We start from the raw sequence: 21866 nt of genomic DNA on the forward strand, positions 1-21866 counted from the left end.
AAGTTCATAGAGGGTCGACAGGTTGTCGCATCCTAAAGTCTGACTTGATCGTCATCCTGATGAAATAACAGGAGCTGACCTATACGTCATGCCGGCCGGTCGTCTGGGGCCGGGCAGGAGACGAGGTGAAGAAAGCGTGACAGCTTTGTGAAGATATCGGTCAGGTTGTCGCCGATTACTCGGCAGCGACGCCATATTCGTAAGCGCCACTGTTCGCCGGCGCCGGGCTGGTCGCGCAGGAACCGCAGCCGCCGCCGTGCTGTGCGGCCATCTCGCGCATCAGTGGCACGCATTTGCCGCACTGTACCTGACAGGAATGGTGGCGGAAGATGGAGGCTGGAGTGCGGGCCCCGTTGTCGAGGGCGGCCTTGACCTTCTTGTCGTTCAGCGCGTGGCAGATGCAGACGTACATGAAGCCTCGACGGTGCCCGGATGCACGAAGCGGAGTGACCCGCTGACCGCCCATTTAATGCGATTGAGAATTGGTGTCAATTGCGCTCACGCGGCGGCAGCTCCCAAGTGGGGATGATGCGCGTGTTTGTCACACCCCGTTCCGATGGGGTAGGCGGAGCGGGTGCCGGAGCGCACGGGGCAAAGCCGGACGGCGGGCCGCCGGCGGAGGAGGCTTGCATTCCCCGGACGGCGGCGCTAGCCCCTTGGTCATGAGCGATACAGCCCCCCAGACCCCCGCCGCCCCGTCCGATCCCGCCCGGTCCCAGGCCGTTCCGGCACCGGTTCCGCTGGGGGAGACCATCTACCTCGCCCCCGAAGGGTTCGTGGACGATCTGGTGGCCGAACTGGGCGAGGTCTCGCGGGTCGACGGCCGGCTGGTCTACGCCCCCGGCCCGGCGCGCCCGGCGGCCTGGGCGCAGAACATCTGGTACGATCCGGTGCGCATCGAGGTGCCGTCGATCAAGGGCGGCGCCAAGGCCCTGCGCTCCATCCAGCGCAACTGGGCGCTCTGGTCGCAGCGCCACCACCGCCGGGCTTCGCTGATCCAGGAGAACCTGCCGCACGTCTCGGCCAAGCCGGTGAGCTTCCCGTCGCCCCTGCCGACCGCCCCGCTCGGCTCCTGGACGCTGGAGGACGAGACCACCATCATCGCCGCCGCCCGCTGTTCCAGCCCGTTCCGCCACGGCGAGCTGGTCTTCGTGGAGAACCGCACCGCGCCACCCAACCGCGCCTATCTGAAGCTGTGGGAAGCGCTGACGCTGTTCGGCGAGCAGCCGGGACCGGGCGACCGCTGCCTCGACCTCGGGGCCTGTCCGGGCGGCTGGACCTGGGTGCTGCACGAGCTGGGCGCCTCGGTGGTCAGCGTCGACAAGGCGCCGCTCGACCCGGCCATCGCCGCGCTGCCGCGGGTGGAGTACCGGCAGGAGAGCGCCTTCGGCCTGCGCCCGCAGGATGTCGGGCCGGTGGACTGGCTGTGCTGCGACGTCATCTGCTATCCGACGCGGCTGCTGCGGCTGGTGCGCGACTGGATGGACAGCGGTCTCGCCAAGCGCTTCGTCTGCACGCTGAAGTTCCAGGCGGAAACCGACCACGAGACCGCCCGCGCCTTCGCCGCCATCCCCGGCGGCCGGGTGCTGCACCTCTACCACAACAAGCACGAGCTGACCTGGATCTGGCCGGCGCGCTGAGCGCGCCGAAGCCGCCAAGCCGCAGACATGCGCAATCGCGCAGGGCCGCCTTCGGCCGCGCGGTCGGATCGTCATGTGCCGTCGAGGGGGAAGGGATGGTGCTGCCAGAGAGGATTGAACTCTCGACCTCTCCCTTACCAAGGGAGTGCTCTACCACTGAGCTACGGCAGCGCCGGGACCGTTTGCCCCCGGTCGGTGGGGATGGTGCTGCCAGAGAGGATTGAACTCTCGACCTCTCCCTTACCAAGGGAGTGCTCTACCACTGAGCTACGGCAGCGCCCTGATCTCGGTTGAGCGTCCTGCCTGCGCTTGGCAGGCCCGACCTCGCCCGACACTTCGCCGCCGACCGCCGGATCGCTGCCGCCGCCGAAGTGGCGCGGGTTATGCCATAGCCCCCCGCGCGATGCAAGCCGATAAAGCAGAAATTTCTCTCCTTCTTTCCTGCGCTTTAACCTTGGGGAGCAGGCGCGGATCAGGCGTTGGCGCCGGCCTGGGGCAGCACCGCCTCGCTGCGGAAATCCGGCACGATGTTCGACAGGATGGTCAGCACCCGCTCGCCGTCGCCGGCCCTGGCCGCCGCCTCCAGCTCGCCCAGCGCGCGGTTGACCAGCGCATAGTCGATCAGCCGGGGCGAGGCGAGGAAGACGCCGTCGGCCTCGGTGCGGCTCGGCGCTTCGGCGGCGGTCAGGATCTCCTCGAACAGCTTCTCGCCGGGACGCAGGCCGGTGAACTCGATCCGGATGTCGACTTCCGGCCGGTAGCCGGCCAGCCGGATCATCTGGCGGGCGAGATCGACGATCTTCACCGGCTCGCCCATGTCCAGCACCAGCACCTTGCCGCGGTCCTCCGAGCGCATCACGCCGTGGGCGGAGGCCTGCAGCACCAGCTCCACCGCCTCGCGCACGGTCATGAAGTAGCGGCGCATGTCGGGGTGGGTGACGGTCAGCGGCCCGCCCTTGGCGAGCTGCCGCGTGAAGAGCGGCACGACCGAGCCGGAGGAGCCCAGCACGTTGCCGAAGCGCACGGTCATGTAGCGGGTCGCCACCTCGGTCCCTTCGCGCGGCGGCAGGATGTCGAGGGCCTGGCAGTAGGTCTCGGCGAAGCGCTTGGTGGCGCCCATCACGCTGGTCGGCCGGATCGCCTTGTCGGTGGAGATCAGCACCATGGCGAGGCAACCCGCCGCCCGCGCCGCGTCGGCGACGTTGCGGGTGCCGACCGTGTTGGTCAGCGCCCCCTCGGTCGGGTTCGCCTCGACCAGCGGCACATGCTTCAGCGCCGCGGCGTGGAAGACCATCGCCGGCTTGTGGTCCTGGAACAGGCGGAAGACGCGGTCGCGGTCGCGCACGTCGGCCAGCACGGCGTGGACGGCAAGGCCGGGGAAGCGTTCCCGCACCTCCATCTCGATGCTGTAGAGGTTGAACTCGCCGGCGTCGATCAGCACGAGGCTCTCCGGCGACAGGCCGGCGATCTGGCGGACCAGCTCGCTGCCGATGGTGCCGCCGGCGCCGGTGACCACCACCCGCCGCCCCTCGATCAGCGAGCTCATGGCGCCGCGGTTCAGCACCGCCTGCGGCCGGCCCAGCAGATCCTCCAGTGCGATCGGCCGCACCTCGATCTTGCCTTCGCCGAGTGCCGACTTGAACTCCGTGAGGCTCGGCAGCCGTGACAGGACGAGGCCGAGCGAGTCCGCCTCTTCCAGCAGCCCGCGCAGGACGGTTCCCGAAATCTCGGTCTGGCCCTTGGTGACGATCAGCCGCTGCGGCCGGTCGCCCTTGCGCGCCAGCTCCTCGACCACCCTGGTCAGCTCCTCGGCGCTGCCCAGCACCGGCACGCCGCGCACCGCATGGCCGATGCGGCGCCCCTTCTCGTCCAGCAGCCCCACCACGCGGTAGGCGCCGTGGCCGCCCGACTGGTCGAGCGAGCGGATGAACAGTTCCGCCGCGTCGCCGACGCCCAGCAGCAGGACCGGGATGCGCGGGGTGCCGACCGTCTCGTCGCGGATCGACAGGCGGCGGTCCTTGAACAGGCGGTAGGCGAAGCGCGGGCCGCCCAGCAGCGCGATCTGCACCATCCAGAAGATCAGCGGCAGCGACCGCGGCAGCGCCTCCAGCCGGGTCAGCAGGAACATGGCCAGCACGAAGCACAGCATCGCCACCGTGACCGCGCGGACGAGCTGCGCCAGGTCCGGTATCGACGCATAGCGCCAGATGCCGCGATAGAGCCCGAAGAGAAGGAAGACGACGGCGGCGATGCCCACCACGATCGGCAGCGAGATCAGCAGCGGCTCGGCATACGCGGTGAAGGCGAGCGAGCCGACGCGCAGGTACAGGGCCGCCGCGAAGGCGACCCCGGTCATGACGAGATCGTGCAGGTAGACGAGGAATGCCCGCGGTGACGGGATGCGCATGCCGCTTGCCTCAATAGCTCTGCACCGCCCGGTTCCTGGACCGGCGGCGTCTCAACGGTCGGAAGCTTTGAACCATTCGGCCGTGGCGTGCAAGCCGGCGGCCGGGTCAAACGGTGGGGACCAGTCGAGCGCACGGCGGATGGCCGCGTCGTCGACGGTCAGCGATCCGGCGATGCGGTCGAACACCGCCTCCCGCTTGGCGAGCCTCGCCCCCAGTTCCATCACCGAGACGGGAACGGGCAGCAGCCGCGCCGGCCGGTCGAGCGCCTGGCCGATCGCCCGCACGAGGTCGGCGGTCGAGACCGGCTGGCCGTCCTGCACCAGGAACCGGCCGCCGGCCGCGTTGGGGTGGGTCAGGCAGGCGACGATCGCGTCGGCGAGGTTGCCGACGTAGATCAGGCTCCGCCGGTTGTCGAGCCCGCCGAGCGGCAGCGGAATGCCGCTCGCCACCGCCTTCATCAGCGCCAGGAAGTTGCCGCGGACGCCGGGGCCGTAGACCAGAGGCGGGCGGATCACCGCCACCTCCAGCCCGGTGCGGGTGGCGATGTCGGTCAGCGCCCGCTCGGCCTCCAGCTTGGAGATGCCGTAGGCGGTGTGCGGGTCGGGTTCGGTGGTCTCGTCCAGCGGCTCCGGCCGGCTCTCGTCCACCAGCGCCTTGACGCTGCTGAGATAGACGAGGCGCTTGACCCCGGCCGCCGCCGCGGCCTCCGCCAGCCGGCTGGTGCCGAAGGTGTTGACCATGCGGAAGGCGGCGAGCGGATCGCCGGCCGTCTCCTTCATGACATGGACGCGGGCGGCGAGATGGACGATGCCCTCGATTCCCTCCAGGGCCTCGGCCCAGTCGGTGGTGGGGCCGATATCGTCGATCAGGGCGGTGTCGTCCGCCCCCGGCACTAAGCTGTCGGGTCGGCGGACGACGGCACGGACGCTGTGGCCGCGGTCGGCCAGCAGGGGGATGAGGGTGCGGCCGACGAATCCGGTCGCGCCGGTGACGAGTACGCGCATCAGGCTTCTACCTGGACGGGGCGGGCCAACAGGGCCAGCAGGAGGATGACCGCCGCGGCTCCCGGCACCAGCGCGGTCCAGCCGACGACGACGGAGGCCGCGGCAAGCGCGGCCAGGATGATGTTCAGGACGAGGACCAGACGGACGACCTGCGCGTGGCTGCGCCCGCGCTGGGTTGCCTTCTGGTAGAAATGCTCGCGGTGCGCCTGCCAGATCTTCTTGCCCTCGGCCAGGCGGCGCAGCAGCGTGATGGTGGCGTCCGCCAGGAAATAGGCGGGGATCAGCAGGGCGGCCGGCCATTGGCCCAGCGCCGCCAGCGTCAGCAGAAGCCAGCCGAGCGTGAAGCCCAGCGGCACGCTGCCGACGTCGCCCATGAACAGCTTGGCCGGGTGCCAGTTCCACATCAGGAAGCCGAGCGCCGCGCCGGCCGCCGCGAGCCCATAGGGGGCGAGGACCGGATCGAGCCCGGCGAGCAGCGCCACCAGCGCCGTCCCGGCCCCGATGGTCGCCGTCTCGCTGCCGGCGAGACCGTCGATGCCGTCCATGAAGTTGAAGAGGTTGACGAACCACAGCCAGCCGACGGCGGCGAGCAGCCGGTCGGCCCACAGCGGCAGCAGCCCCTGGAACACCGGCGCGCCGTCCGGCAGGGCCGCCAGACCCAGCGCCACCGCGGCGGCCTGTGCCAGGAAGCGGGGTGCCGCCCCCAGGCTGCGCCGGTCGTCCATCCAGGACACCGCCATCAGCGCCGCCGCCCCGGCCAGCACCGGCAGGATCGCCGCCGCCTCGCCGTGCCCCGCGCCGATCAGCGCCCAGGCCGGCAGCAGGGTCAGCATGACGCCCCAGCCGCCGCCGCGCGGGTGGGGATGGCGTGGCTGGAGCGGTCGTTGGGATGGTCGAGGATGGCGCGCTGCCGCAGCCAGGACAGCACCCGGCCGGTCAGCCGCCAGGACACCAGCCAGGACAGGCCGAGCGCCGCGGCGAGGAGGAGGATGGCGGTCATGACGCCTCCCGCGCCGGCGACGCGGCGCCGGCTGCGCCCTTCAGCGCCGCGCGGTAGAGGGCGACCGTGCGGGCGCCGACCTTGTCGGAGGCCATGTCGGACTCGACGATGCGCCGGCTGGCCGTCCCGTAGCGGCGGCGCAGCTCCGGGTCGCGCACCAGCGTCTCCAGCGCGGCGGCCAGCGCCGCGACGTCGCCCGGCGGCACCAGGATCGCGTTCTCGCCGTTGCGCGCCACCTCGCGGCACCCCGGCACGTCGGTGGCGACGATGGCGCGCCCGCTCGCCGCTGCCTCCAGCAGGCTCTTGGGCAGCCCCTCGCCACCCAGCGTCGGCAGCGCCGCGACATGACAGCGCCGCCACAGCTCCCGCACGTCGGACAGATGGCCGGCCAGCTCGACCTCCGGCCGGGCGGCCCAGCCGTCGAGGGTGTCTTGCGGGAAGGAGGTGGGGTTGGCCGGGTCGGGCCTGCCGGCGACGATCAGCCGGACGTCCAGCCCCTTGGCCCGCAGCAGGGCGACCGCCTCGACCAGCCGGTCGATGCCCTTGTTGGCGAGCAGCCGGGCGGCGCAGCCGATCGCCACCGGCGGCGCCGGCGGTTCGGGCAGCACGGCGTAATGGTCGGTCTCGATGCCGGAGCCGCGGATGATCCAGGTGCGCCCCTGATCGATCAGCCCCTGTCCGGCGAGCGTCCGGCGGTCGTCCTCGTTCTGCAGCAGGGTGAGGCTGTTGCGCCGGCGCAGCACGGCGCCGAGCGCCGGGCGCGCCACCAGCCCGGCCAGCCGCGCCTTCAGCCCGCCGGTGCCGATGAACATGGTGCCGAGCCCGGCCAGCGCGTTGACCACCGCCGGCACGCCGGCCAGCCAGGCGGCCAGCCCGCCGAACAGCACGGGTTTCACCGCGACGTGGTGGACGAGGTCCGGCGCCTCGCGGCGGTAGAGCGCCACCAGCCGGGCGATGGAGGACAGCGCCTCCAGCGGGTTCAGGCTGCGGCGGTGCCAGGGCAGGGGCAGCAGGCGGAAGCCCTCCCCCTCGATCAGCGCGCCGTGGCGGTCGACGCGGGTGGCGACGGCGACCTCGAACCCGGCGTCGCGGGCGGCGCGGGCCATGGGAAGCCGGTGGGACCAGAAATACCAGTCCTCTGTCACCAGATAGAGCAGCTTGGGACGGGCGGCGGCCATCGGCGGTCAGGCGATCCGGTTGTAGGACTTGTACCATTCGGCGAAGCGGGGCAGCCCGACCTCGATCGGGGTGCGCGGCTCGAATCCGAGGTCGCGGCGGCTCGCCTCGATGTCGGCGGCGGTCTCCGGCACGTCGCCGGCCTGCATCGGCTCCATCACCTTGACCGCCTCGCGGCCCAGCGCCTTTTCCAGGATGCTGATGAACTGCATCAGGTCCTCGCACCGGTTGTTGCCGAGGTTGTAGACGCGGTGCGGCGCGCCGCTTTCCGGATCGACCGGGGCGGGGCGGTCGAGCGCCGCCAGCACGCCGTCGGCGATGTCGTCGATGTAGGTGAAGTCGCGCTTCATCCGGCCGCCGTTGAACACGCGGATCGGCCGTCCCGCCATGATGGCGTCGGCGAACAGGATGGAGGCCATGTCCGGCCGGCTCCACGGCCCGTAGACGGTGAAGAAGCGCAGGCCCGTCGCCGGGATGCGGTAGAGATGGCTGTAGGTGAAGCTCATCATCTCCGCCGCCTTCTTGGTCGCGGCATAGATCGACACCGGATGGTCGACCCGGTCCTCCACCGAGAAGGGCATCTTCCTGTTGGCGCCGTAGATCGAGGAGGTCGAGGCGTAGACGAAGTGCTTCAGCTTCGTCATCCGCCGTGCCGCCTCCAGCATGGCGACCTGTCCGGTCACGTTGGCGTCGACGTAGGCGTAGGGGTTCTCCAGCGAGTAGCGCACGCCCGGCTGCGCCGCCAGATGCACCACGCCGGTGACCTCCGCGAAGTCGGGCCACAGCGCCTCGATGGCGTGGCGGTCGGCGATGTCGGCCTTGAGGAAACGGAAGTTCGGATGCTCCGTCAGGCGGGCGAGCCGCGCCTCCTTCAACGCGACCGAATAATAGTCGTTGAGGTTGTCGAGGCCGAGGACCCGCTCCCCCCGCCGCAGCAGGGCGTCCGCCACATGGGAGCCGATGAAGCCGGCTGCGCCGGTGACAAGTATCGTCATGTCCTTCGATCCTCGAACCCGATCATTGAGGGTTCCTGCATTTCGAGCCGCTCAACCGGCGTCTTATGCCCCACCGGCCGGCCATACGCCAGTGGGCTTGTTCCGGGGCGACGGCTTGACAGCCGCTCCGCCATGCCGGTCTACTGCCGCCACGCCGGTTCGTCCGGCATCCCATCGTGACCCCAGTGAGCGCCATGCCTCCCAAGAAGAACCCGCTGAACCTGAACCCGTTGCAGCTCAAGACCCTGACCCTGCTGCAGGAGATCGCCCGGCTGGAGAACAGCCCGGCCGAGGGCGAGGACGGCGCTTTCGTCATCACGTCCCTGCCGCACGCGCATGGCAACCATTTCCATCTCGGCCCCTGGGTGGTCAGCGGCAAGGACGCCACCGGCCTGCAGAACGACGGAGTCTGGGCGGCGCTGATCCGCAAGGGCCTGATCAAGTCGGAGCCCGGCAAGGCCATCGTGACCGCGGCCGGCCTGGGCTACGACACGGGCCTGCGCGACAGCATCCTGCACGGCTCCGACCACTAAGGCGGAGCGGCCGGCCGTGTGCGGCATCTGCGGCTTCCTGGTCGAGCCCGAGGGCAGGGCGGCGGCGGCCGTGACGGCGGCGGGCGGCCTTGAGGCCGTGGCGCGCCGCATGGCCGACACCATCGCCCATCGCGGCCCCGACGGCGAGGGCGTGTGGACGGACGGGGCGGCCGGCGTGGCGCTCGGCCAGCGCCGGCTCGCCATCGTCGACCTCTCGCCGCTCGGCCGCCAGCCCATGGAGTCGGGCGACGGCCGCTGGGTGATCGTCTACAACGGCGAGATCTACAATTTCCAGGAGCTGCGCGTCGAGCTGGAGGCCGCCGGCCACCGCTTCCGCGGCCATTCCGACACCGAGGTGCTGCTGGAAGGCTGTGCGGCCTGGGGGTCGAGGCGACGGTGCGCCGGCTGGTCGGGATCTTCGCCTTCGCCCTGTGGGACCGGCGGGAGCGTACGCTGCATCTGGTGCGCGACCAGCTCGGCGTGAAGCCGCTCTACTGGTCGCGCACCGGCGGAACGGTCCTGTTCGGTTCGCAGCCGAAATGTTTCCGGCCACACCCGGCCTTCGCCCCTGCGCTCGACCGCGACGCGGTGGCGGCCTACCTGCGCTTCGGCTATGTGCCGGCGCCCCACAGCATCTTCCAGGGCGTCGCGAAGCTGGAGCCGGGGACGATCCTGACGCTGCGGCCGGGGCGCGAGCCGGAGGTCTCCCGCTATTGGGACCTCGCCGCCGTCGCGCGCGACGGAGTCGCCGGTCCGCACCGCCTGTCCGATGCCGAGGCGACGGACGCGCTGGAAGCCCTGCTGCGCGACGCCGTCGGCCGGCAGATGGTGGCCGACGTGCCGCTCGGCGCCTTCCTGTCGGGCGGGGTGGACAGCTCCGCCGTCGTGGCGCTGATGCAGGCGCAGAGCGACCGGCCGGTACGCACCTTCACCATCGGCTTCGGCGAGGGCGACTACAACGAGGCCGACGCGGCGCGCGCCGTCGCCGCCCATCTCGGCACCGACCATACCGAGCTGATGGTGGAGCCGCGCCACGCGCTGGACGTCATCCCGCGGCTGCCCGGCTGCTATGACGAACCCTTCGCCGACAGCTCGCAGGTCCCGACCCTGCTGGTGTCGGAGCTGACGCGGCGGTCGGTCACCGTCGCCCTGTCCGGCGACGGCGGCGACGAGCTGTTCGCCGGCTACAACCGCTATCTCTGGGGGCGGCGGTCTGGCGCAGGATGGCGCCGCTGCCGCCGGCGCTGCGTCGGACCGCTGCCGGAATGATCCGCGCCGTCCGCCCGGCCGGCTGGGACGCCCTGTTCGGCCTGCTGCCGGAGGGCCGCCGCCCGCGCCAGCCCGGCGACAAGCTGCACAAGCTGGCCGGGGTGCTCGCCGCGCCCGACGCCGACTCGCTCTACCGCCGGCTGGTCTCGCAGTGGACGGAGCCCGATGCGCTGGTGCGAGGCGGCCGCGAGCCGCAAGGCGTGCTGTGGGACGGCAGCGTGGCGAAGTCGCTGCCCGGCTTCGTCGAGCGCATGCAGTATCTCGACAGCGCGACCTATCTGCCCGACGACATCCTCGCCAAGGTGGACCGCGCCAGCATGGGCGTGTCGCTGGAGGCGCGGGTGCCGCTGCTCGACCACCGGGTGGTGGAGTTCGCCTGGCGCGTTCCGCTGTCGCAGAAGATCCGCGACGGGCAGGGCAAGTGGCTGCTGCGCCAGGTCCTCTACCGCCACGTCCCCAAGGCGCTGATCGAGCGGCCGAAGTCCGGCTTCGCCGTGCCGATCGACCGCTGGCTGCGCGGCCCGCTGCGCGACTGGGCCGAGGACCTGCTGGACGAGTCCGCGCTGCGCGCCGAGGGTTGTTTCGATCCCGCACCGATCCGCGCCTGCTGGGCCGAGCATTTGTCCGGAACCCGGAACAACCAGCACAGGCTATGGACCGTCCTGATGTTCCAGGCCTGGTCCCGCCACTGGTCCCAAGTCCCCGCCAGCACGCCGCTCGCCGCATGACCGACGACACCGAGAAGCAGGCCCGGAGCAAGCCCGCCGCCTCCGGCGAGAAGATCAAGTCCGCTGCCGCAGGAGAGAAGGCCGAGCGCCTCGCCGCCCGCCTGCGCGAGAACCTGCGCAAGCGCAAGGAACAGGCGCGGGCGCGCGAGAAGGACGGCGGCCGGGAGTAGGGCGGCCCCGGAACGGCCGTCAGTCGAGGTCCTTGCGGAACCAGATCTGCTTGTGGCCCGGCGGATAGCCCTCCATCTCCGCCCACACCCGGTAGCCGCGCTTCAGGTAGAAGCCGGGCGCCTGGAAATCGTAGGTGTAGAGGCGCGACCAGCGGCAGCCGCGGGCACGGGCCTCGGCCTCCGCCGCCTCCATCAGCCGCGTGCCGAGGCCGGAGCGCCGCCTGTCCTCGCCGGCCCACAGATGGTCGACATAGAGCCAGTCCCATTGGGTATAGCCGGTGAGCCCGCCGACGACGGCGCCGTCGGCGTCGCGGGCGATCACGGCGATGGCCCGGCGGTCGTGCGGGCGGCCGTGCCGTTCCTCGTTGAACAGCGTGAGGCCGCGGATCACCGCCGCGTCGTCGGCCGGCGCGACGCTGTCGGTGACGGTCAGTGTGATGGGGTCGGTCGTCATGGCGCGGAGCTTAAGGCGGAGCCGCGGGCCTTGTGAACACGCATCGTCCCACGCATGTCTGATTTCCTTGCCTTGAGCCCGCGGGTCTGGTCGGCTACAAACCGTCCTCACGAATCCCTTCACACACCGCAGGAGTACCCGCCGATGGGCATCATGCCGGACACCTGGATCCGCGAGATGGCCAAGACCCAGGGCATGATCGAGCCTTTCGTCGAGACACAGAAGCGGGAGGGCGTGATCTCCTACGGTGTGTCGTCCTACGGGTACGACGCCCGCGTCGCGGACGAGTTCAAGATCTTCACCAACGTCGACAACGCCATCGTCGATCCCAAGCGCTTCGACGATTCCAGCTTCGTCGACCGCAAGACCGACGTCTGCATCATCCCGCCCAACAGCTTCGCGCTGGCCCGCACGGTGGAGTATTTCCGCATCCCGCGCGACGTGCTGGTGATCTGCCTCGGCAAGAGCACCTATGCCCGCTGCGGCCTGATCGTGAACGTCACGCCGCTGGAGCCGGAGTGGGAGGGACACGTCACGCTGGAGATCTCCAACACCACGCCGCTGCCCGCCAAGGTCTATGCGAACGAGGGGCTGTGCCAGTTCCTCTTCCTCAAGGGCGACAGCGTCTGCGAGGTGTCCTACGCCGACAAGTCCGGCAAATACATGGGCCAGCGCGGCGTGACCCTGCCGCGCCTCTGACGGGCCGCCCTCCCCCTCATCACCCAGGCTGAAGACATCCCCTCATGGACAAGATCCGCATCCGCGGCGGCAAGCCGCTGAACGGTTCCATCACGGTCGGCGGCGCGAAGAACGCTGCCCTGCCGCTGATGACCGCGGCGCTGCTGACGGACGAGACGCTGACGCTGACCAACCTGCCGATCCTGGCGGACATCAACACGCTCTGCAATCTGCTGCTGCAGCACGGCGTGGCGATCCACCTCGCCGGGGCGGAGAAGGACTGCGCCGGGCGCGAGATCGCCTTCACCGCGCGCGACGTGACCAACACCACGGCGCCCTACGACCTGGTGCGCAAGATGCGCGCCAGCGTCCTGGTGCTGGGGCCGCTGGTCGCGCGCTGCGGCGAGGCGAAGGTCTCGCTGCCGGGCGGCTGCGCCATCGGCGCCCGTCCGGTGGACCTGCACATCCGCGGGCTGGAGGCGATGGGCGCCGACATCCGGATCGAGGGCGGCTATGTCGTGGCGAAGGCCCCGCCGGGCGGCCTGCGCGGGGCGGAGTTCGTCTTCCCCAAGGTGTCGGTCGGCGCCACCGAGAACCTGTTGATGGCGGCGACGCTGGCCAAGGGCACCACGGTGCTGGTCAACGCGGCGCGCGAGCCCGAGGTGACCGACCTCGCCGAGTGCCTCGTCAAGATGGGCGCCAGGATCGGCGGCATCGGCACCGACCGGCTGACGATCGAGGGGGTGGACCGCCTGCACGGCGCCCGCCACTCCATCGTGCCGGACCGGATCGAGACCGGCACCTATGCCATGGCGGCGGCGATCACCGGCGGGCAGCTCGACATCCTCAACACGCGGCTCGACCTGATCAAGGCGGCGGTGAAGTCGCTGGCCCCGGCCGGCGTCTCCTTCACGGAGATCGACAACGGCATCCGCGTGTCGCGGACCAACGGCCGGCTGCAGGGCATCGACGTGATGACCGAGCCCTTCCCCGGCTTCCCCACCGACCTGCAGGCCCAGATGATGGCGGTGATGTGCACCGCCAGCGGCGCGGCGATGATCACCGAGACGATCTTCGAGAACCGCTTCATGCATGCGCCGGAGCTGATGCGCATGGGCGCCCGCATCACGGTCCACGGCTCGTCGGCACTGGTGCGCGGCGTGGAGCGTTTGACCGGCGCGCCCGTTATGGCTACGGACCTGCGCGCGTCGGTGTCGCTGGTGCTGGCCGGGCTCGCGGCGGAGGGGGAGACGGTGGTCAACCGCGTCTACCACCTCGACCGCGGCTACGAGCGGCTGGAGGACAAGCTGTCCGCCTGCGGCGCCGACATCGAGCGCATCCGCAGCGAGGAGGAGTGACGCCCCGCTCCGGCGGGGCGGACCGTCACGCCTGAAGGAGACACCATGACCGCCATGCCGATCCGTCTGCGTGCCGAGGACGAGGAAGACCTGAAGATCGTCTCCGCCTGCCTGCAGGACGCCATCGTGCCCATCGGCGACATGGGGTTCCTGCCGGACGAGCAGCGCTTCGTCCTGGTGGTCAACCGCTTCAAATGGGAGACGGCGGACCAGCCGCGCCCCGGCCCGGCGGCGGATGACGACCACCTGGCCCCCTACGAGCGGACCCATTGCGGCGTCCGGGTCGAGGGGGTGTCCGAGGTGAAGGTCCGCGGCTTCGACCTGAAGGACCGCGGGCAGATCCTGGAGATCCTGTCGATGGAGGCGGTGGAGGGCGGCGTCGTCCTTCATTTCGCCGGCGGTGCCTGCATCCGGCTGTCCGGCCGGTCCTGGCGCTGCTTCGTCGAGGATATCGGGGAGCCCTGGCCGACCGCCTGCCGGCCGAATCACCCCGTGGAGTAGGCTCCGCGTCCCGCCGCCGCCGCGGTGGCGGCTTACTCCGGCCGTTCGGCGACCTGACGGTCGGCGTGCCGGGCCCGGGCGGGAGCCTGATGCCCGGCCACCTGCCGGTCCTTGCGGATGTGGCGGATGACGTCCGCCGCCGTCCTGGGATAGACCAGCACGTCCTCCTCCTCGCCGGGCGACAGCTCGGACTTGCGGACGGTGAAGAAGGCGTGGCCGACGTCGAGCATGCCGCTCGCCTCGACCAGGAGGGTGGTTTCGCCCTGCGGCGACTCGTTGACCGCCGCGATCTGCCCCAGTTCCTCTCCCAGGGCGCCCTCGACCTCCAGGCCGACGATCTCGTCGGCGGAGAGGGAGGTATCGGCCCGGACGGTGCCCGGCAGGACCGGCAGTACGGCCGCGACGGCAAGCGCGATGAGGTGAGTCCTGAACCGCATGAGTCGGTGCTCCCCTATCTGTGATCCGGCTCCGAGCGGAGCCTGGAGTGTGTTCCCCATGCCACAATCAACGCGATTATGCGCCGTGTGTTCCGCGGCGGTGTTGGGCAAAAGGATGGGAACGATCGGGGCCGTATCCGGTTGGCGCGCAGGAGGCCAACAAAGGAGGATTCCATGGCACAGAAACTTGACGGCAAGACCATCGCCGTGCTGGCGACCGACGGGTTCGAGCAGGTCGAGCTGACCGAGCCGGTGAAGGCCCTGCGCGACGCCGGGGCCGCCGTCCATGTGGTGGCGCCGAAGCCCGACCAGATCCAGGGCTGGAACCATCACGACAAGGCGGATTCGGTGCCGGTCGACGTCACGCTCGATCAGGCGGATGCCGGCCGCTATGACGGGCTGGTGCTGCCGGGCGGCGTGATCAATCCCGACGCGCTGCGGCTGGAGCCGGAGGCCATCGCCTTCGTACGGAGCTTCGTCGAGGCGGGCAAGCCGATCGCCGCCATTTGTCACGGCCCCTGGACGCTGATCGACGCCGGCGGCGTGCGCGGCCGGCGCATGACCTCCTGGCCGTCGCTGAAGACGGATCTCGTCAATGCCGGCGCCGCCTGGGTGGACGAGCCGGTGGTGACCGACCGCGGGCTCGTGACCTCGCGCAAGCCGCAGGATCTCGAGGCCTTCTGCCCGAAGATGATCGAGGAGTTCGCCGAGGGCCGCCACGCCGGCCACCGCCACGCGGCGGAATAGGGGCGGCGGCGGAACGGCAGGGGCGGGGGCTTCCCTCTCCCCGCCCTTCGCGGTGGCGGGAGAGGGCGGGGCTCAGGCGTTGGCCAGGGGGGACAGGCCGTTCTGGATGGCCCAGACGGCGGCCTGGGTCCGGTTCTGGGCGTTGATCTTCCGCATCACGTTCTTGAAATGCATCTTCACGGTCGATTCCGTGATGTGCAGGTTGCGGGCGATCGCCTTGTTCGACTGGCCGGCCAGCAGGCAGCGCAGGATCTGCACCTCGCGCTTCGACAGCTCGTTGGCCGGCACCGCGGTGGCGACCGGGGCGCGGGCGGGCACGGGCCGTTCGTTGACCGCGGCGATCAGCAGGCTCGCCACATGGGTCGGATAGACCACCTCGCCCAGCATGACGAGCTGCAGCGCGCGCAGCAGGCTCTCGCTCGACATGCTCTTGTTCAGATAGGCGTCGGCGCCGGCCTTCAGGGACAGCGACAGGCTGTGGTCGCCGATGCTGTCGGCCAGCACGACGATCCGCGCCCCGGTCACGCCGCGCAGGCGGCGCACGCCGGCGATGTCCTCCGCCTGGCCGTCCTGCAGCGCCAGCACGATCAGGTCGGGCTCGGCCCCGGTTTCGATGGCCGCCATCGCGTCGTCCGCGCTCGTCGCATGAGCCAGCACGCGGAACGGCCCGCTGCCGATCAGGGTGCTGAGCGCGGCCGAGAACAGGCGGTCATGATCGACCAGCATGACGCTCCAGGTCTTCATCCAGATCCCCTCCGTAATCCCACATCGAAGCGGTCGCCCACGCCGGCGACGGCCTGCCCGGCCCCCGGTTCCCCAGTTAGGAAAAATGCCGTCAGTATTGTTTGGAAAAAGCAGGCTTTACGCTTCCTGACTCGATGATTTATACGGGGGTGAATCGAGAGGTGCAAGGTATCAGGTCTGAATCCGTGTCATGATTGAAGGACCTGGTGAACAATTGCAGAAGCCGGCTAGCCATATCTAAAGGGGTATGTCTCTATTGGATGGGACGATCCTGGGTATGATGCACAGCTCAAGCTGTAGCTAGTCTTGAACTGTCGGGGCTGTAAAGCCTCATCGGTGGCCGGCTACATGGCGAGGTGGGAGCAAATGGACCTTCAGTTGCAAACACGTGCGCAAGGACGCGTCGCCGCGACCTCGGCACAGAAATTCCTCGTGGTGGACGATCACCCGATCGTCCGCCATGGCTTTGCCCTATCGGTCGGCGAAATCCACCCCAGCGCCGAGGTTCTGGAGGCGGGCTCGCTCGCCGAGGCGATGGCCGTCGTCCGGCGCACCCAGGGCCTGACGCTCGTCCTCTTCGACCTCGGCCTGACCAAGACGGGGCCGGAGGGGCATGACGGGATCGCCCGCATGGTGGAGGCGCTGGGCAACACGCCGCTGCTGGTGATCTCCGGGTCCGACGACGTCGCCGACATCGTGGAAAGCGTCCGGCTGGGGGCCAGGGGCTATATCCTGAAGACCAGCTCGACCGCGGTGCTGGAGCACTCGATCTCGCTGGCGCTGACGGGGGAAACCTTCCTGCCGCTGCCGAGGGCGGTGCTCAGCGGCGCCATCGCGGCGGAGCCCGCCCGTCCGCCGTCCGGCATGCTCGACCGGCTGACCGACCGCCAGCGCGACGTCTTCCAGCTCCTGCTCTCCGGCTATTCCAACAAGGAGATCGCGCGGGACCTGGGCGTGCTGGAGGGCACCGTGAAGGTCCATGTGCGCGCCATCATGCAGAAGCTGGGCGTGCGCAACCGCACCCAGGTCGCCGTCGTCGCCGCCCGCAGCGGATGCTTCACGCCGGAGTGACCGGCCGAGCGGAGCCCGCCGGTCCCGCATCGACGGCGGGGGGCTCCGGACAGAGACGTGCCCGATGCCGCGCCATTGCCCGCCGGCTGGGCAGCCGCCCCGCCGCAAGCCGGGGTCGCCCGACCGGCGATCCCGGCTTTTCCGTCTCCGGCATGACGTTTGCTAACGCGTGGAATCCCGGAAAGTGTTTCTTCGCCGGGCGAAGGCCGCGGCTCATTGCGGCTCCGGCGAAACTTCCGGCAGACTGGCGGAAAGGCCCGGGGGAACAGTCCCGTGGGAACGCCCATGAAGGGGGAGGGACCATGACCGGCTCCGTTCGTTTCGTTCTGGGCGGGCGCGTGGTGGAGGTGCGGGACGCCAGCCCCACGACGACCGTGCTGCAATGGCTGCGCGCCCATGGCCGTCCCGGAACCAAGGAAGGCTGCGCCGAAGGCGACTGCGGCGCCTGCACGGTCGTGCTGGGCGACCTGGTGGAGGACGGGGAGGGGGCGCCGCGGCTGCGCTACCGCGCCGTCAACGCCTGCATCCTGTTCCTGCCGATGATCGACGGGAAGCTGCTGCTGACCGTCGAGGATCTGGAATCGCCGGACGGCGAGCTGCATCCGGTCCAGGCGGCGCTGGTGGAACAGCACGGCTCGCAGTGCGGCTTCTGCACGCCCGGCTTCGTCATGGCGCTCTTCGCGCACTACCACCAGGACACTGCCCCCGACGACGCGGCGATCCACGACGCGCTGGCCGGCAACCTCTGCCGTTGCACCGGCTACCGGCCGATCCTCGACGCCGCCCGCAGCCTGCGGGTCCGGGACGGGGCGGACCGCTTCGACCGGGCCGAGGCCGGGATGGTCGCGCTGCTGTCCTCGCTGCAGCGCGACGATCCGCTGACGCTCGGCGCGGGCGGCGACAGCAGCCATGCGCCCCGGACCCTGGCGGAGCTGGAGCGGCTCGTCACCGCCCATCCGGAGGCGACGCTGGTGGCCGGCGCCACCGACGTCGGGCTGTGGGTGACCAAGCACGGCCGTCCGCTTCCGGCCACCATCCATCTTGCCGGCGTGGCGGAGCTCCATGCCATCGCCGAGGCTCCCGACGCCCTGACGGTCGGCGCCGCCGCGACCTATGCCGAGCTTCTGCCGGTGCTCGACCGCCGCCTGCCGCCGCTGGCCGGGCTGGTGCGGCGCATCGGGGCGGCCCAGGTACGCAATTCCGGCACGCTGGGCGGCAACATCGCCAACGGCTCGCCGATCGGCGACAGCATGCCGGCCCTGCTGGCGCTCGGCGCCACGCTGACGCTGAACCGGGGCGGGGTGCGGCGGACCGTCGATCTCGCCGACTTCTACCATGGCTACCGCCGGAACGACCTGAAGCCGGGCGAGTTCGTCGAGCGCATCCGTATCCCGCTGCCGGCCGACGGCGAGCGCTTCGCCACCTGGAAGGTCAGCAAGCGGCGGGACCAGGACATCTCCGCCGTCTGCGCCGCCTTCCTGCTGCGGCTCGACGGCGACGGGCGGGTGGCGGCGTTCCGCGCCGGCTATGGCGGCATGGCGGCGACGCCGGCCCGGGCCAGAGCGCTGGAGGCGGCGCTGCTCGGCCGGCCCTGGACGGTGGACACCGTCGCGGCGGCCGGGCCGGCGCTGGACGCCGACTTCCAGCCGATCAGCGACATGCGGGCGAGCGACCGCTACCGCAGCCTCGTCGCCCGCAACCTGCTGATGCGCTTCTATCTCGACGGCACGGAGGCCGGGGCGGTCTCGCTGGAGGTGGTCCATGGCTGACGGAAACGGCGGCGCCCTGCGTCCCATCTCCGGCGACGTCCACACGCCGCTGCCGCACGAGAGCGCCCGGCGCCACGTCACCGGCAGCGCCGTCTATACCGACGACCTGCCGGAGCTGCCCGGAACGCTGCACTGCGCCGTCCGGCTGTCGGAGGTGGCGCATGGCCGGGTGCTGGGCCTCGACCTCACCGCCGCGCGGCAGACGCCGGGCGTGCATGCGGTGGTGACCTTCGACGACGTGCCGGGCGACGGCGACATCGGCACGGTCCAGCCGGGCGACCCGATCCTGGCGCCCGACCTCATCTCCTACGCCGGGCAGCCCATCGCCGCGGTGGCGGCGGAGACGCTGGCCCAGGCCCGCGCCGCCGCCCGGCTGGTCGAAGTCTTCGCGGAGGAGCTGCCGGCCGTCCTGACGCCGGAACAGGCGTGGCGCGAGGGCTCCTTCGTGTCGCCCGGCCTGACCATGCGGCGCGGCGACCCGCAGGCGGCGCTGGCCGCCGCACCGCACCGGCTGGCCGGCACGCTGGAGGTCGGCGGGCAGGACCATTTCTATCTGGAAGGCCACATCGCCTACGCCATCCCGCGGGAGGGCGGCGACCTGCTGGTCTATTCCTCCACCCAGCACCCGGCGGAGGTGCAGCACGCCGTCGCCCAGGTGCTGGGCAAGCCGATGCATGCGGTGACGGTGGAATGCCGCCGGATGGGCGGCGGCTTCGGCGGGAAGGAGAGCCAGCCGGCGCAGATCGCCTGCATCGCCGCGCTGCTGGCCCATGCCACCGGCCGGCCGGTCAAGTTCCGCATGGACCGCGACGACGACATGCTGATGACCGGCAAGCGGCACGACTTCCACGTCCGCTACGACGTCGGCTTCGACGGCGAGGGCCGGCTGCAGGGGCTGGAGGTCGATCTGGCCGCCCGCTGCGGCTTCTCGCTCGACCTGTCGAACGGCGTGGTCGACCGCGCGATGTTCCACACCGACAACGCCTATTTCCTGCCGGCCGCGCGGGTGACCGGCCATCGCTGCAAGACCAACACCGTTTCCAACACCGCCTTCCGCGGCTTCGGCGGTCCGCAGGGCGTCATCGCCATCGAGGCGGTGATGGACGAGATCGCCCAGGCGCTCGGCAGGGATCCGCTGGATGTCCGGCGGGCCAACCTCTATGGCGGCCCCGGCCGCGACGTCACCCACTACGGCATGGCGGTGGAGGATGGCGAGCTGCTGGCCGAGCTGCTCGACCGGATCGAGGCCGAGAGCGACTACCGCCGGCGCCGGCAGGAGATCGCCGCCTTCAACGCGGAGAACCGCTGGCTGAAGAAGGGGCTGGGCATCACGCCGGTGAAGTTCGGCATCTCCTTCACCGCCATCCACCTCAACCAGGGGGCGGCGCTGGTCCACGTCTACACCGACGGGTCGGTGCAGGTGAACCATGGCGGGACGGAGATGGGGCAGGGCATCCATACCAAGATGGCCCAGATCGCCGCGCACGGCTTCCAGATCGACGTCGACCGGGTGCGCGTCACCGCCAGCGCGACCGACAAGGTGCCCAACGCCACCCCGACCGCCGCCTCGGCCGGCACCGACCTCAACGGGCAGGCGGTGCGGCTGGCGGTGGGCGAGATCCGGCAGCGGCTGACCGGCTTCCTGGCCGACCATTGCGGCACCACCCCCGACAAGGTCGAGTTCCGCGACAACGGCGTCTTCGCCGGCAACCACGCCTTCAGCTTCGCCGAGGTGGCGAAGCTGGCCTACCTGAACCGCGTCTCGCTGTCGGCGACCGGCCATTACAGGACGCCGAAGATCAGCTGGGACCGTGCCAGCGGCACCGGCCGGCCCTTCTTCTATTTCGCCTGCGGCGTGGCGGTGACGGAGGTGCTGGTCGACACGCTGACCGGCGAGTACCGCTTCCCCCGCGCCGACCTGCTGCACGACTGTTCCGGCTCCATCAATCCGGCGATCGATCTGGGGCAGGTGGAGGGGGCCTTCGTCCAGGGCCTGGGCTGGGTGACGTCGGAGGAGCTGTGGTGGGACGGCAAGGGGCGGCTGCGCACGCACGCGCCCAGCACCTACAAGATCCCGACCAGCCGGTCGCTGCCGGAGGATTTCCGGGTCAGGCTCTACACCGCCCGGCCGAACCGCGAGGACACGGTCTTCCGCTCCAAGGCGGTGGGCGAGCCGCCGCTGATCCTCGGCATCTCGGCATGGCTGGCGCTGCGTGACGCGGTGGCGGCGGTCGGCGGACACAGGTACCCTGTGCGCCTCGATGCCCCCGCCACGCCGGAGCGCGTGCTGCTGGCGGTGGAGGACGTGACGGCGAGGATGGGCGGGATTGGCTGAGCTGCTGGAGAAGAAGGTCGCGGTCCATGGTGCGGCGACCGTGCGGTTCGAGCGGCGCGATGGCGCGACGCGGCTCGCCACCCTCTACCACCACGACCCGTTGCGGGTGCTGCTGCCCGATCCGCGGCCGGGCGACCTGCCGGTCGCCGTGCTGGTGACGACGTCGGGCGGCATGGTCGGCGGCGACCGGCTGGACATCGCCCTGTCGGCCGGGCCGGAGGCCGCGGCGATGGTGACCACCCAGGCGGCGGAAAAGGTCTACCGCTCCGCCGGGGCCGACTGCCGCATCGACATGCGGGTGTCGGTCGAGGCCGGCGGCTGGCTGGAATGGATGCCGCAGGAGGCCATCGTCTTCGAGGGCTCCCGCCTGCGCCGGCTGACGCGGATCGACCTTGCGGGCGATGCGCGGCTGATCGCCGGAGAGATGCTGGTCTTCGGCCGCGCCGCCTTCGGCGAGACGGTGACCCGCGGGCTGATCCGCGACGCCTGGGAGGTCGCCCGCGACGGCCGCCTCGCCTGGGCCGACGCGCTGCACCTGGACGGGGACGTCGCCGAGGCGCTGGCCCATCCCGCCGGCTTCGCCGGGGCCGGAGCCTGCGCCACCCTGATCCACGCCGCGCCGGATGCCGCCCGGCACCTCGACGCCCTGAGGGAGGCCGCGGAGGCGCTGGAGGGCGTGCGGGTCGGCGCCACCGCCTTCGACGGGCTGCTGGTCGCCCGCATCCTCGGCGGCGAGGCCCGCGCCGTCCGCCGCGCCTACGCGGCCCTGTGGACCCGCCTCAGGGTCGCAGCCGCCGGTCTGCCGGCGCGCCTGCCGCGGCTGTGGGAAGTGTGAGCGGTCAGGACGCC

At 70.9% G+C, this 21866-nt stretch carries 23 protein-coding genes, 2 tRNA genes and 1 pseudogene; 14 read left to right on the forward strand and 12 right to left on the reverse strand.

The annotated features are described in order from the left end of the window. Nucleotides 1–175: 175 nt before the first annotated feature. A complete protein-coding gene (locus DEW08_RS11690) occupies nt 176–412 on the reverse strand; it encodes a (2Fe-2S)-binding protein (RefSeq protein WP_109327304.1) in 237 nt (78 codons plus the stop codon). Between the two features lie 250 nt (nt 413–662). Here DEW08_RS11690 and DEW08_RS11695 point away from each other — a divergent pair, with 250 nt between their 5' ends. Then, nucleotides 663–1640, forward strand: coding sequence for an SAM-dependent methyltransferase (locus tag DEW08_RS11695; RefSeq protein ID WP_109327306.1), 978 nt, complete (start codon nt 663–665; stop codon nt 1638–1640). A 96-nt stretch (nt 1641–1736) separates the two neighbouring features. Here DEW08_RS11695 and DEW08_RS11700 read toward each other — a convergent pair. The 8 genes from DEW08_RS11700 to DEW08_RS11730 form a co-directional block, all read right to left on the reverse strand. Next, nucleotides 1737–1811: transfer RNA gene (locus DEW08_RS11700), tRNA-Thr, on the reverse strand. 31 nt (nt 1812–1842) lie between these two features. Further along, nucleotides 1843–1917: transfer RNA gene (locus DEW08_RS11705), tRNA-Thr, on the reverse strand. A 195-nt stretch (nt 1918–2112) separates the two neighbouring features. After that, entirely contained in the window at nt 2113–4047 is a 1935-nt protein-coding gene (locus tag DEW08_RS11710; RefSeq protein WP_109327308.1) for a polysaccharide biosynthesis protein, read from the reverse strand. 51 nt (nt 4048–4098) lie between these two features. Continuing rightward, complete coding sequence (locus DEW08_RS11715) at nt 4099–5052, reverse strand: UDP-glucose 4-epimerase family protein (RefSeq protein ID WP_109327310.1); 954 nt, start codon at nt 5050–5052, stop codon at nt 4099–4101. After that, a complete protein-coding gene (locus DEW08_RS11720; RefSeq protein WP_245986592.1) occupies nt 5052–5885 on the reverse strand; it encodes an MraY family glycosyltransferase in 834 nt (277 codons plus the stop codon). Before DEW08_RS11720 ends, DEW08_RS11715 begins: the two co-directional genes overlap by 1 nt. Beyond that, on the reverse strand, nt 5879–6052 hold the full coding sequence (locus DEW08_RS32275) for a hypothetical protein (RefSeq protein ID WP_245986593.1): 174 nt from the start codon (nt 6050–6052) through the stop codon (nt 5879–5881). The genes DEW08_RS11720 and DEW08_RS32275 overlap by 7 nt, the downstream gene beginning before the upstream one ends. Then, a complete protein-coding gene (locus tag DEW08_RS11725) occupies nt 6049–7230 on the reverse strand; it encodes a glycosyltransferase family 4 protein (protein ID WP_245986594.1) in 1182 nt (393 codons plus the stop codon). The genes DEW08_RS32275 and DEW08_RS11725 overlap by 4 nt, the downstream gene beginning before the upstream one ends. Before the next feature lie 6 nt (nt 7231–7236). Next, nucleotides 7237–8223 carry an SDR family NAD(P)-dependent oxidoreductase gene (locus DEW08_RS11730; protein ID WP_109327313.1) on the reverse strand — a complete coding sequence of 329 codons (987 nt, stop codon included), beginning with the start codon at nt 8221–8223 and terminating at the stop codon, nt 7237–7239. Nucleotides 8224–8417: 194 nt separating this feature from the next. On the opposite strand from DEW08_RS11730, the gene DEW08_RS11735 reads away from it, so the two are divergent. From DEW08_RS11735 to DEW08_RS31165, 5 genes and pseudogenes are all read left to right on the forward strand, one after another. Continuing rightward, a complete protein-coding gene (locus DEW08_RS11735; protein WP_109327315.1) occupies nt 8418–8756 on the forward strand; it encodes a hypothetical protein in 339 nt (112 codons plus the stop codon). 109 nt (nt 8757–8865) lie between these two features. Beyond that, nucleotides 8866–9242, forward strand: a pseudogene (locus DEW08_RS33445) (asparagine synthetase B family protein); the annotation flags it as partial. 339 nt (nt 9243–9581) lie between these two features. Further along, nucleotides 9582–10025, forward strand: a complete 444-nt coding sequence (locus DEW08_RS33450; protein ID WP_342760771.1) for an asparagine synthase-related protein — start codon at nt 9582–9584, stop codon at nt 10023–10025. Continuing rightward, nucleotides 10022–10753 (forward strand): asparagine synthetase B family protein, encoded by a 732-nt coding sequence (locus DEW08_RS33455; protein WP_342760764.1) that lies wholly within the window; start codon nt 10022–10024, stop codon nt 10751–10753. Before DEW08_RS33450 ends, DEW08_RS33455 begins: the two co-directional genes overlap by 4 nt. Next, on the forward strand, nt 10750–10923 hold the full coding sequence (locus DEW08_RS31165) for a hypothetical protein (RefSeq protein WP_168220347.1): 174 nt from the start codon (nt 10750–10752) through the stop codon (nt 10921–10923). Before DEW08_RS33455 ends, DEW08_RS31165 begins: the two co-directional genes overlap by 4 nt. Nucleotides 10924–10942: 19 nt before the next feature. Here the strand turns inward: DEW08_RS31165 and DEW08_RS11745 are convergent, their stop codons facing one another. Continuing rightward, nucleotides 10943–11377 (reverse strand): GNAT family N-acetyltransferase, encoded by a 435-nt coding sequence (locus tag DEW08_RS11745; RefSeq protein WP_109327317.1) that lies wholly within the window; start codon nt 11375–11377, stop codon nt 10943–10945. Between the two features lie 144 nt (nt 11378–11521). Between DEW08_RS11745 and dcd the strand changes: the two genes are divergently transcribed. From dcd to DEW08_RS11760, 3 genes are read left to right on the forward strand one after another with little or no spacing between them, the layout of a single operon-like run. Continuing rightward, nucleotides 11522–12076, forward strand: coding sequence for a dCTP deaminase (gene dcd / locus DEW08_RS11750; protein ID WP_109327319.1), 555 nt, complete (start codon nt 11522–11524; stop codon nt 12074–12076). 44 nt (nt 12077–12120) lie between these two features. Beyond that, on the forward strand, nt 12121–13413 hold the full coding sequence (gene murA / locus DEW08_RS11755) for a UDP-N-acetylglucosamine 1-carboxyvinyltransferase (protein ID WP_109327321.1): 1293 nt from the start codon (nt 12121–12123) through the stop codon (nt 13411–13413). A gap of 45 nt (nt 13414–13458) precedes the next feature. Then, entirely contained in the window at nt 13459–13914 is a 456-nt protein-coding gene (locus DEW08_RS11760) for a DUF2948 family protein (RefSeq protein WP_109327323.1), read from the forward strand. 32 nt (nt 13915–13946) lie between these two features. On the opposite strand, the gene DEW08_RS11765 is transcribed toward DEW08_RS11760, so the two are convergent. Then, nucleotides 13947–14351: a hypothetical protein gene (locus DEW08_RS11765; protein ID WP_181449445.1), complete on the reverse strand. Its 405-nt coding sequence runs from the start codon at nt 14349–14351 to the stop codon at nt 13947–13949. A 174-nt stretch (nt 14352–14525) separates the two neighbouring features. Here DEW08_RS11765 and DEW08_RS11770 point away from each other — a divergent pair, with 174 nt between their 5' ends. Further along, nucleotides 14526–15098, forward strand: a complete 573-nt coding sequence (locus DEW08_RS11770; RefSeq protein ID WP_109327325.1) for a type 1 glutamine amidotransferase domain-containing protein — start codon at nt 14526–14528, stop codon at nt 15096–15098. A gap of 72 nt (nt 15099–15170) precedes the next feature. Here the strand turns inward: DEW08_RS11770 and DEW08_RS11775 are convergent, their stop codons facing one another. After that, on the reverse strand, nt 15171–15842 hold the full coding sequence (locus tag DEW08_RS11775) for a LuxR C-terminal-related transcriptional regulator (RefSeq protein ID WP_109327327.1): 672 nt from the start codon (nt 15840–15842) through the stop codon (nt 15171–15173). Between the two features lie 435 nt (nt 15843–16277). Between DEW08_RS11775 and DEW08_RS11780 the strand changes: the two genes are divergently transcribed. The 4 genes from DEW08_RS11780 to DEW08_RS11795 all read left to right on the forward strand — a co-directional run bounded on the left by DEW08_RS11780 (nt 16278) and on the right by DEW08_RS11795 (nt 21852). After that, nucleotides 16278–16913 carry a LuxR C-terminal-related transcriptional regulator gene (locus DEW08_RS11780; RefSeq protein WP_245986595.1) on the forward strand — a complete coding sequence of 212 codons (636 nt, stop codon included), beginning with the start codon at nt 16278–16280 and terminating at the stop codon, nt 16911–16913. 302 nt (nt 16914–17215) lie between these two features. Next, nucleotides 17216–18682 (forward strand): xanthine dehydrogenase small subunit, encoded by a 1467-nt coding sequence (gene xdhA, locus DEW08_RS11785; protein ID WP_109327331.1) that lies wholly within the window; start codon nt 17216–17218, stop codon nt 18680–18682. Then, the gene (gene xdhB, locus DEW08_RS11790) at nt 18675–21017 is read left to right on the forward strand and encodes a xanthine dehydrogenase molybdopterin binding subunit (protein ID WP_109327333.1); all 2343 of its coding nucleotides are present in this window, start codon (nt 18675–18677) and stop codon (nt 21015–21017) included. Before xdhA ends, xdhB begins: the two co-directional genes overlap by 8 nt. After that, nucleotides 21010–21852, forward strand: coding sequence for an urease accessory protein UreD (locus tag DEW08_RS11795; protein WP_109327335.1), 843 nt, complete (start codon nt 21010–21012; stop codon nt 21850–21852). The genes xdhB and DEW08_RS11795 overlap by 8 nt, the downstream gene beginning before the upstream one ends. Nucleotides 21853–21866 lie beyond the last annotated feature (14 nt).

The sequence above is a fragment of the Azospirillum thermophilum genome (assembly GCF_003130795.1).
Taxonomy (GTDB): Bacteria; Pseudomonadota; Alphaproteobacteria; order Azospirillales; family Azospirillaceae; genus Azospirillum; species Azospirillum thermophilum.

Bases quoted from the DNA above. Each gene is read 5' to 3' on its own strand.
- DEW08_RS11690 (WP_109327304.1), bottom strand. From the start codon at position 412: ATGTACGTCTGCATCTGCCACGCGCTGAACGACAAGAAGGTCAAGGCC.
- DEW08_RS11695 (WP_109327306.1), top strand. From the start codon at position 663: ATGAGCGATACAGCCCCCCAGACCCCCGCCGCCCCGTCCGATCCCGCC.
- DEW08_RS11710 (WP_109327308.1), bottom strand. From the start codon at position 4,047: ATGCGCATCCCGTCACCGCGGGCATTCCTCGTCTACCTGCACGATCTC.
- DEW08_RS11715 (WP_109327310.1), bottom strand. From the start codon at position 5,052: ATGCGCGTACTCGTCACCGGCGCGACCGGATTCGTCGGCCGCACCCTC.
- DEW08_RS11720 (WP_245986592.1), bottom strand. From the start codon at position 5,885: ATGCTGACCCTGCTGCCGGCCTGGGCGCTGATCGGCGCGGGGCACGGC.
- DEW08_RS32275 (WP_245986593.1), bottom strand. From the start codon at position 6,052: ATGACCGCCATCCTCCTCCTCGCCGCGGCGCTCGGCCTGTCCTGGCTG.
- DEW08_RS11725 (WP_245986594.1), bottom strand. From the start codon at position 7,230: ATGGCCGCCGCCCGTCCCAAGCTGCTCTATCTGGTGACAGAGGACTGG.
- DEW08_RS11730 (WP_109327313.1), bottom strand. From the start codon at position 8,223: ATGACGATACTTGTCACCGGCGCAGCCGGCTTCATCGGCTCCCATGTG.
- DEW08_RS11735 (WP_109327315.1), top strand. From the start codon at position 8,418: ATGCCTCCCAAGAAGAACCCGCTGAACCTGAACCCGTTGCAGCTCAAG.
- DEW08_RS33450 (WP_342760771.1), top strand. From the start codon at position 9,582: ATGGTGGCCGACGTGCCGCTCGGCGCCTTCCTGTCGGGCGGGGTGGAC.
- DEW08_RS33455 (WP_342760764.1), top strand. From the start codon at position 10,022: ATGATCCGCGCCGTCCGCCCGGCCGGCTGGGACGCCCTGTTCGGCCTG.
- DEW08_RS31165 (WP_168220347.1), top strand. From the start codon at position 10,750: ATGACCGACGACACCGAGAAGCAGGCCCGGAGCAAGCCCGCCGCCTCC.
- DEW08_RS11745 (WP_109327317.1), bottom strand. From the start codon at position 11,377: ATGACGACCGACCCCATCACACTGACCGTCACCGACAGCGTCGCGCCG.
- dcd (WP_109327319.1), top strand. From the start codon at position 11,522: ATGGGCATCATGCCGGACACCTGGATCCGCGAGATGGCCAAGACCCAG.
- murA (WP_109327321.1), top strand. From the start codon at position 12,121: ATGGACAAGATCCGCATCCGCGGCGGCAAGCCGCTGAACGGTTCCATC.
- DEW08_RS11760 (WP_109327323.1), top strand. From the start codon at position 13,459: ATGACCGCCATGCCGATCCGTCTGCGTGCCGAGGACGAGGAAGACCTG.
- DEW08_RS11765 (WP_181449445.1), bottom strand. From the start codon at position 14,351: ATGCGGTTCAGGACTCACCTCATCGCGCTTGCCGTCGCGGCCGTACTG.
- DEW08_RS11770 (WP_109327325.1), top strand. From the start codon at position 14,526: ATGGCACAGAAACTTGACGGCAAGACCATCGCCGTGCTGGCGACCGAC.
- DEW08_RS11775 (WP_109327327.1), bottom strand. From the start codon at position 15,842: ATGAAGACCTGGAGCGTCATGCTGGTCGATCATGACCGCCTGTTCTCG.
- xdhA (WP_109327331.1), top strand. From the start codon at position 17,216: ATGACCGGCTCCGTTCGTTTCGTTCTGGGCGGGCGCGTGGTGGAGGTG.
- xdhB (WP_109327333.1), top strand. From the start codon at position 18,675: ATGGCTGACGGAAACGGCGGCGCCCTGCGTCCCATCTCCGGCGACGTC.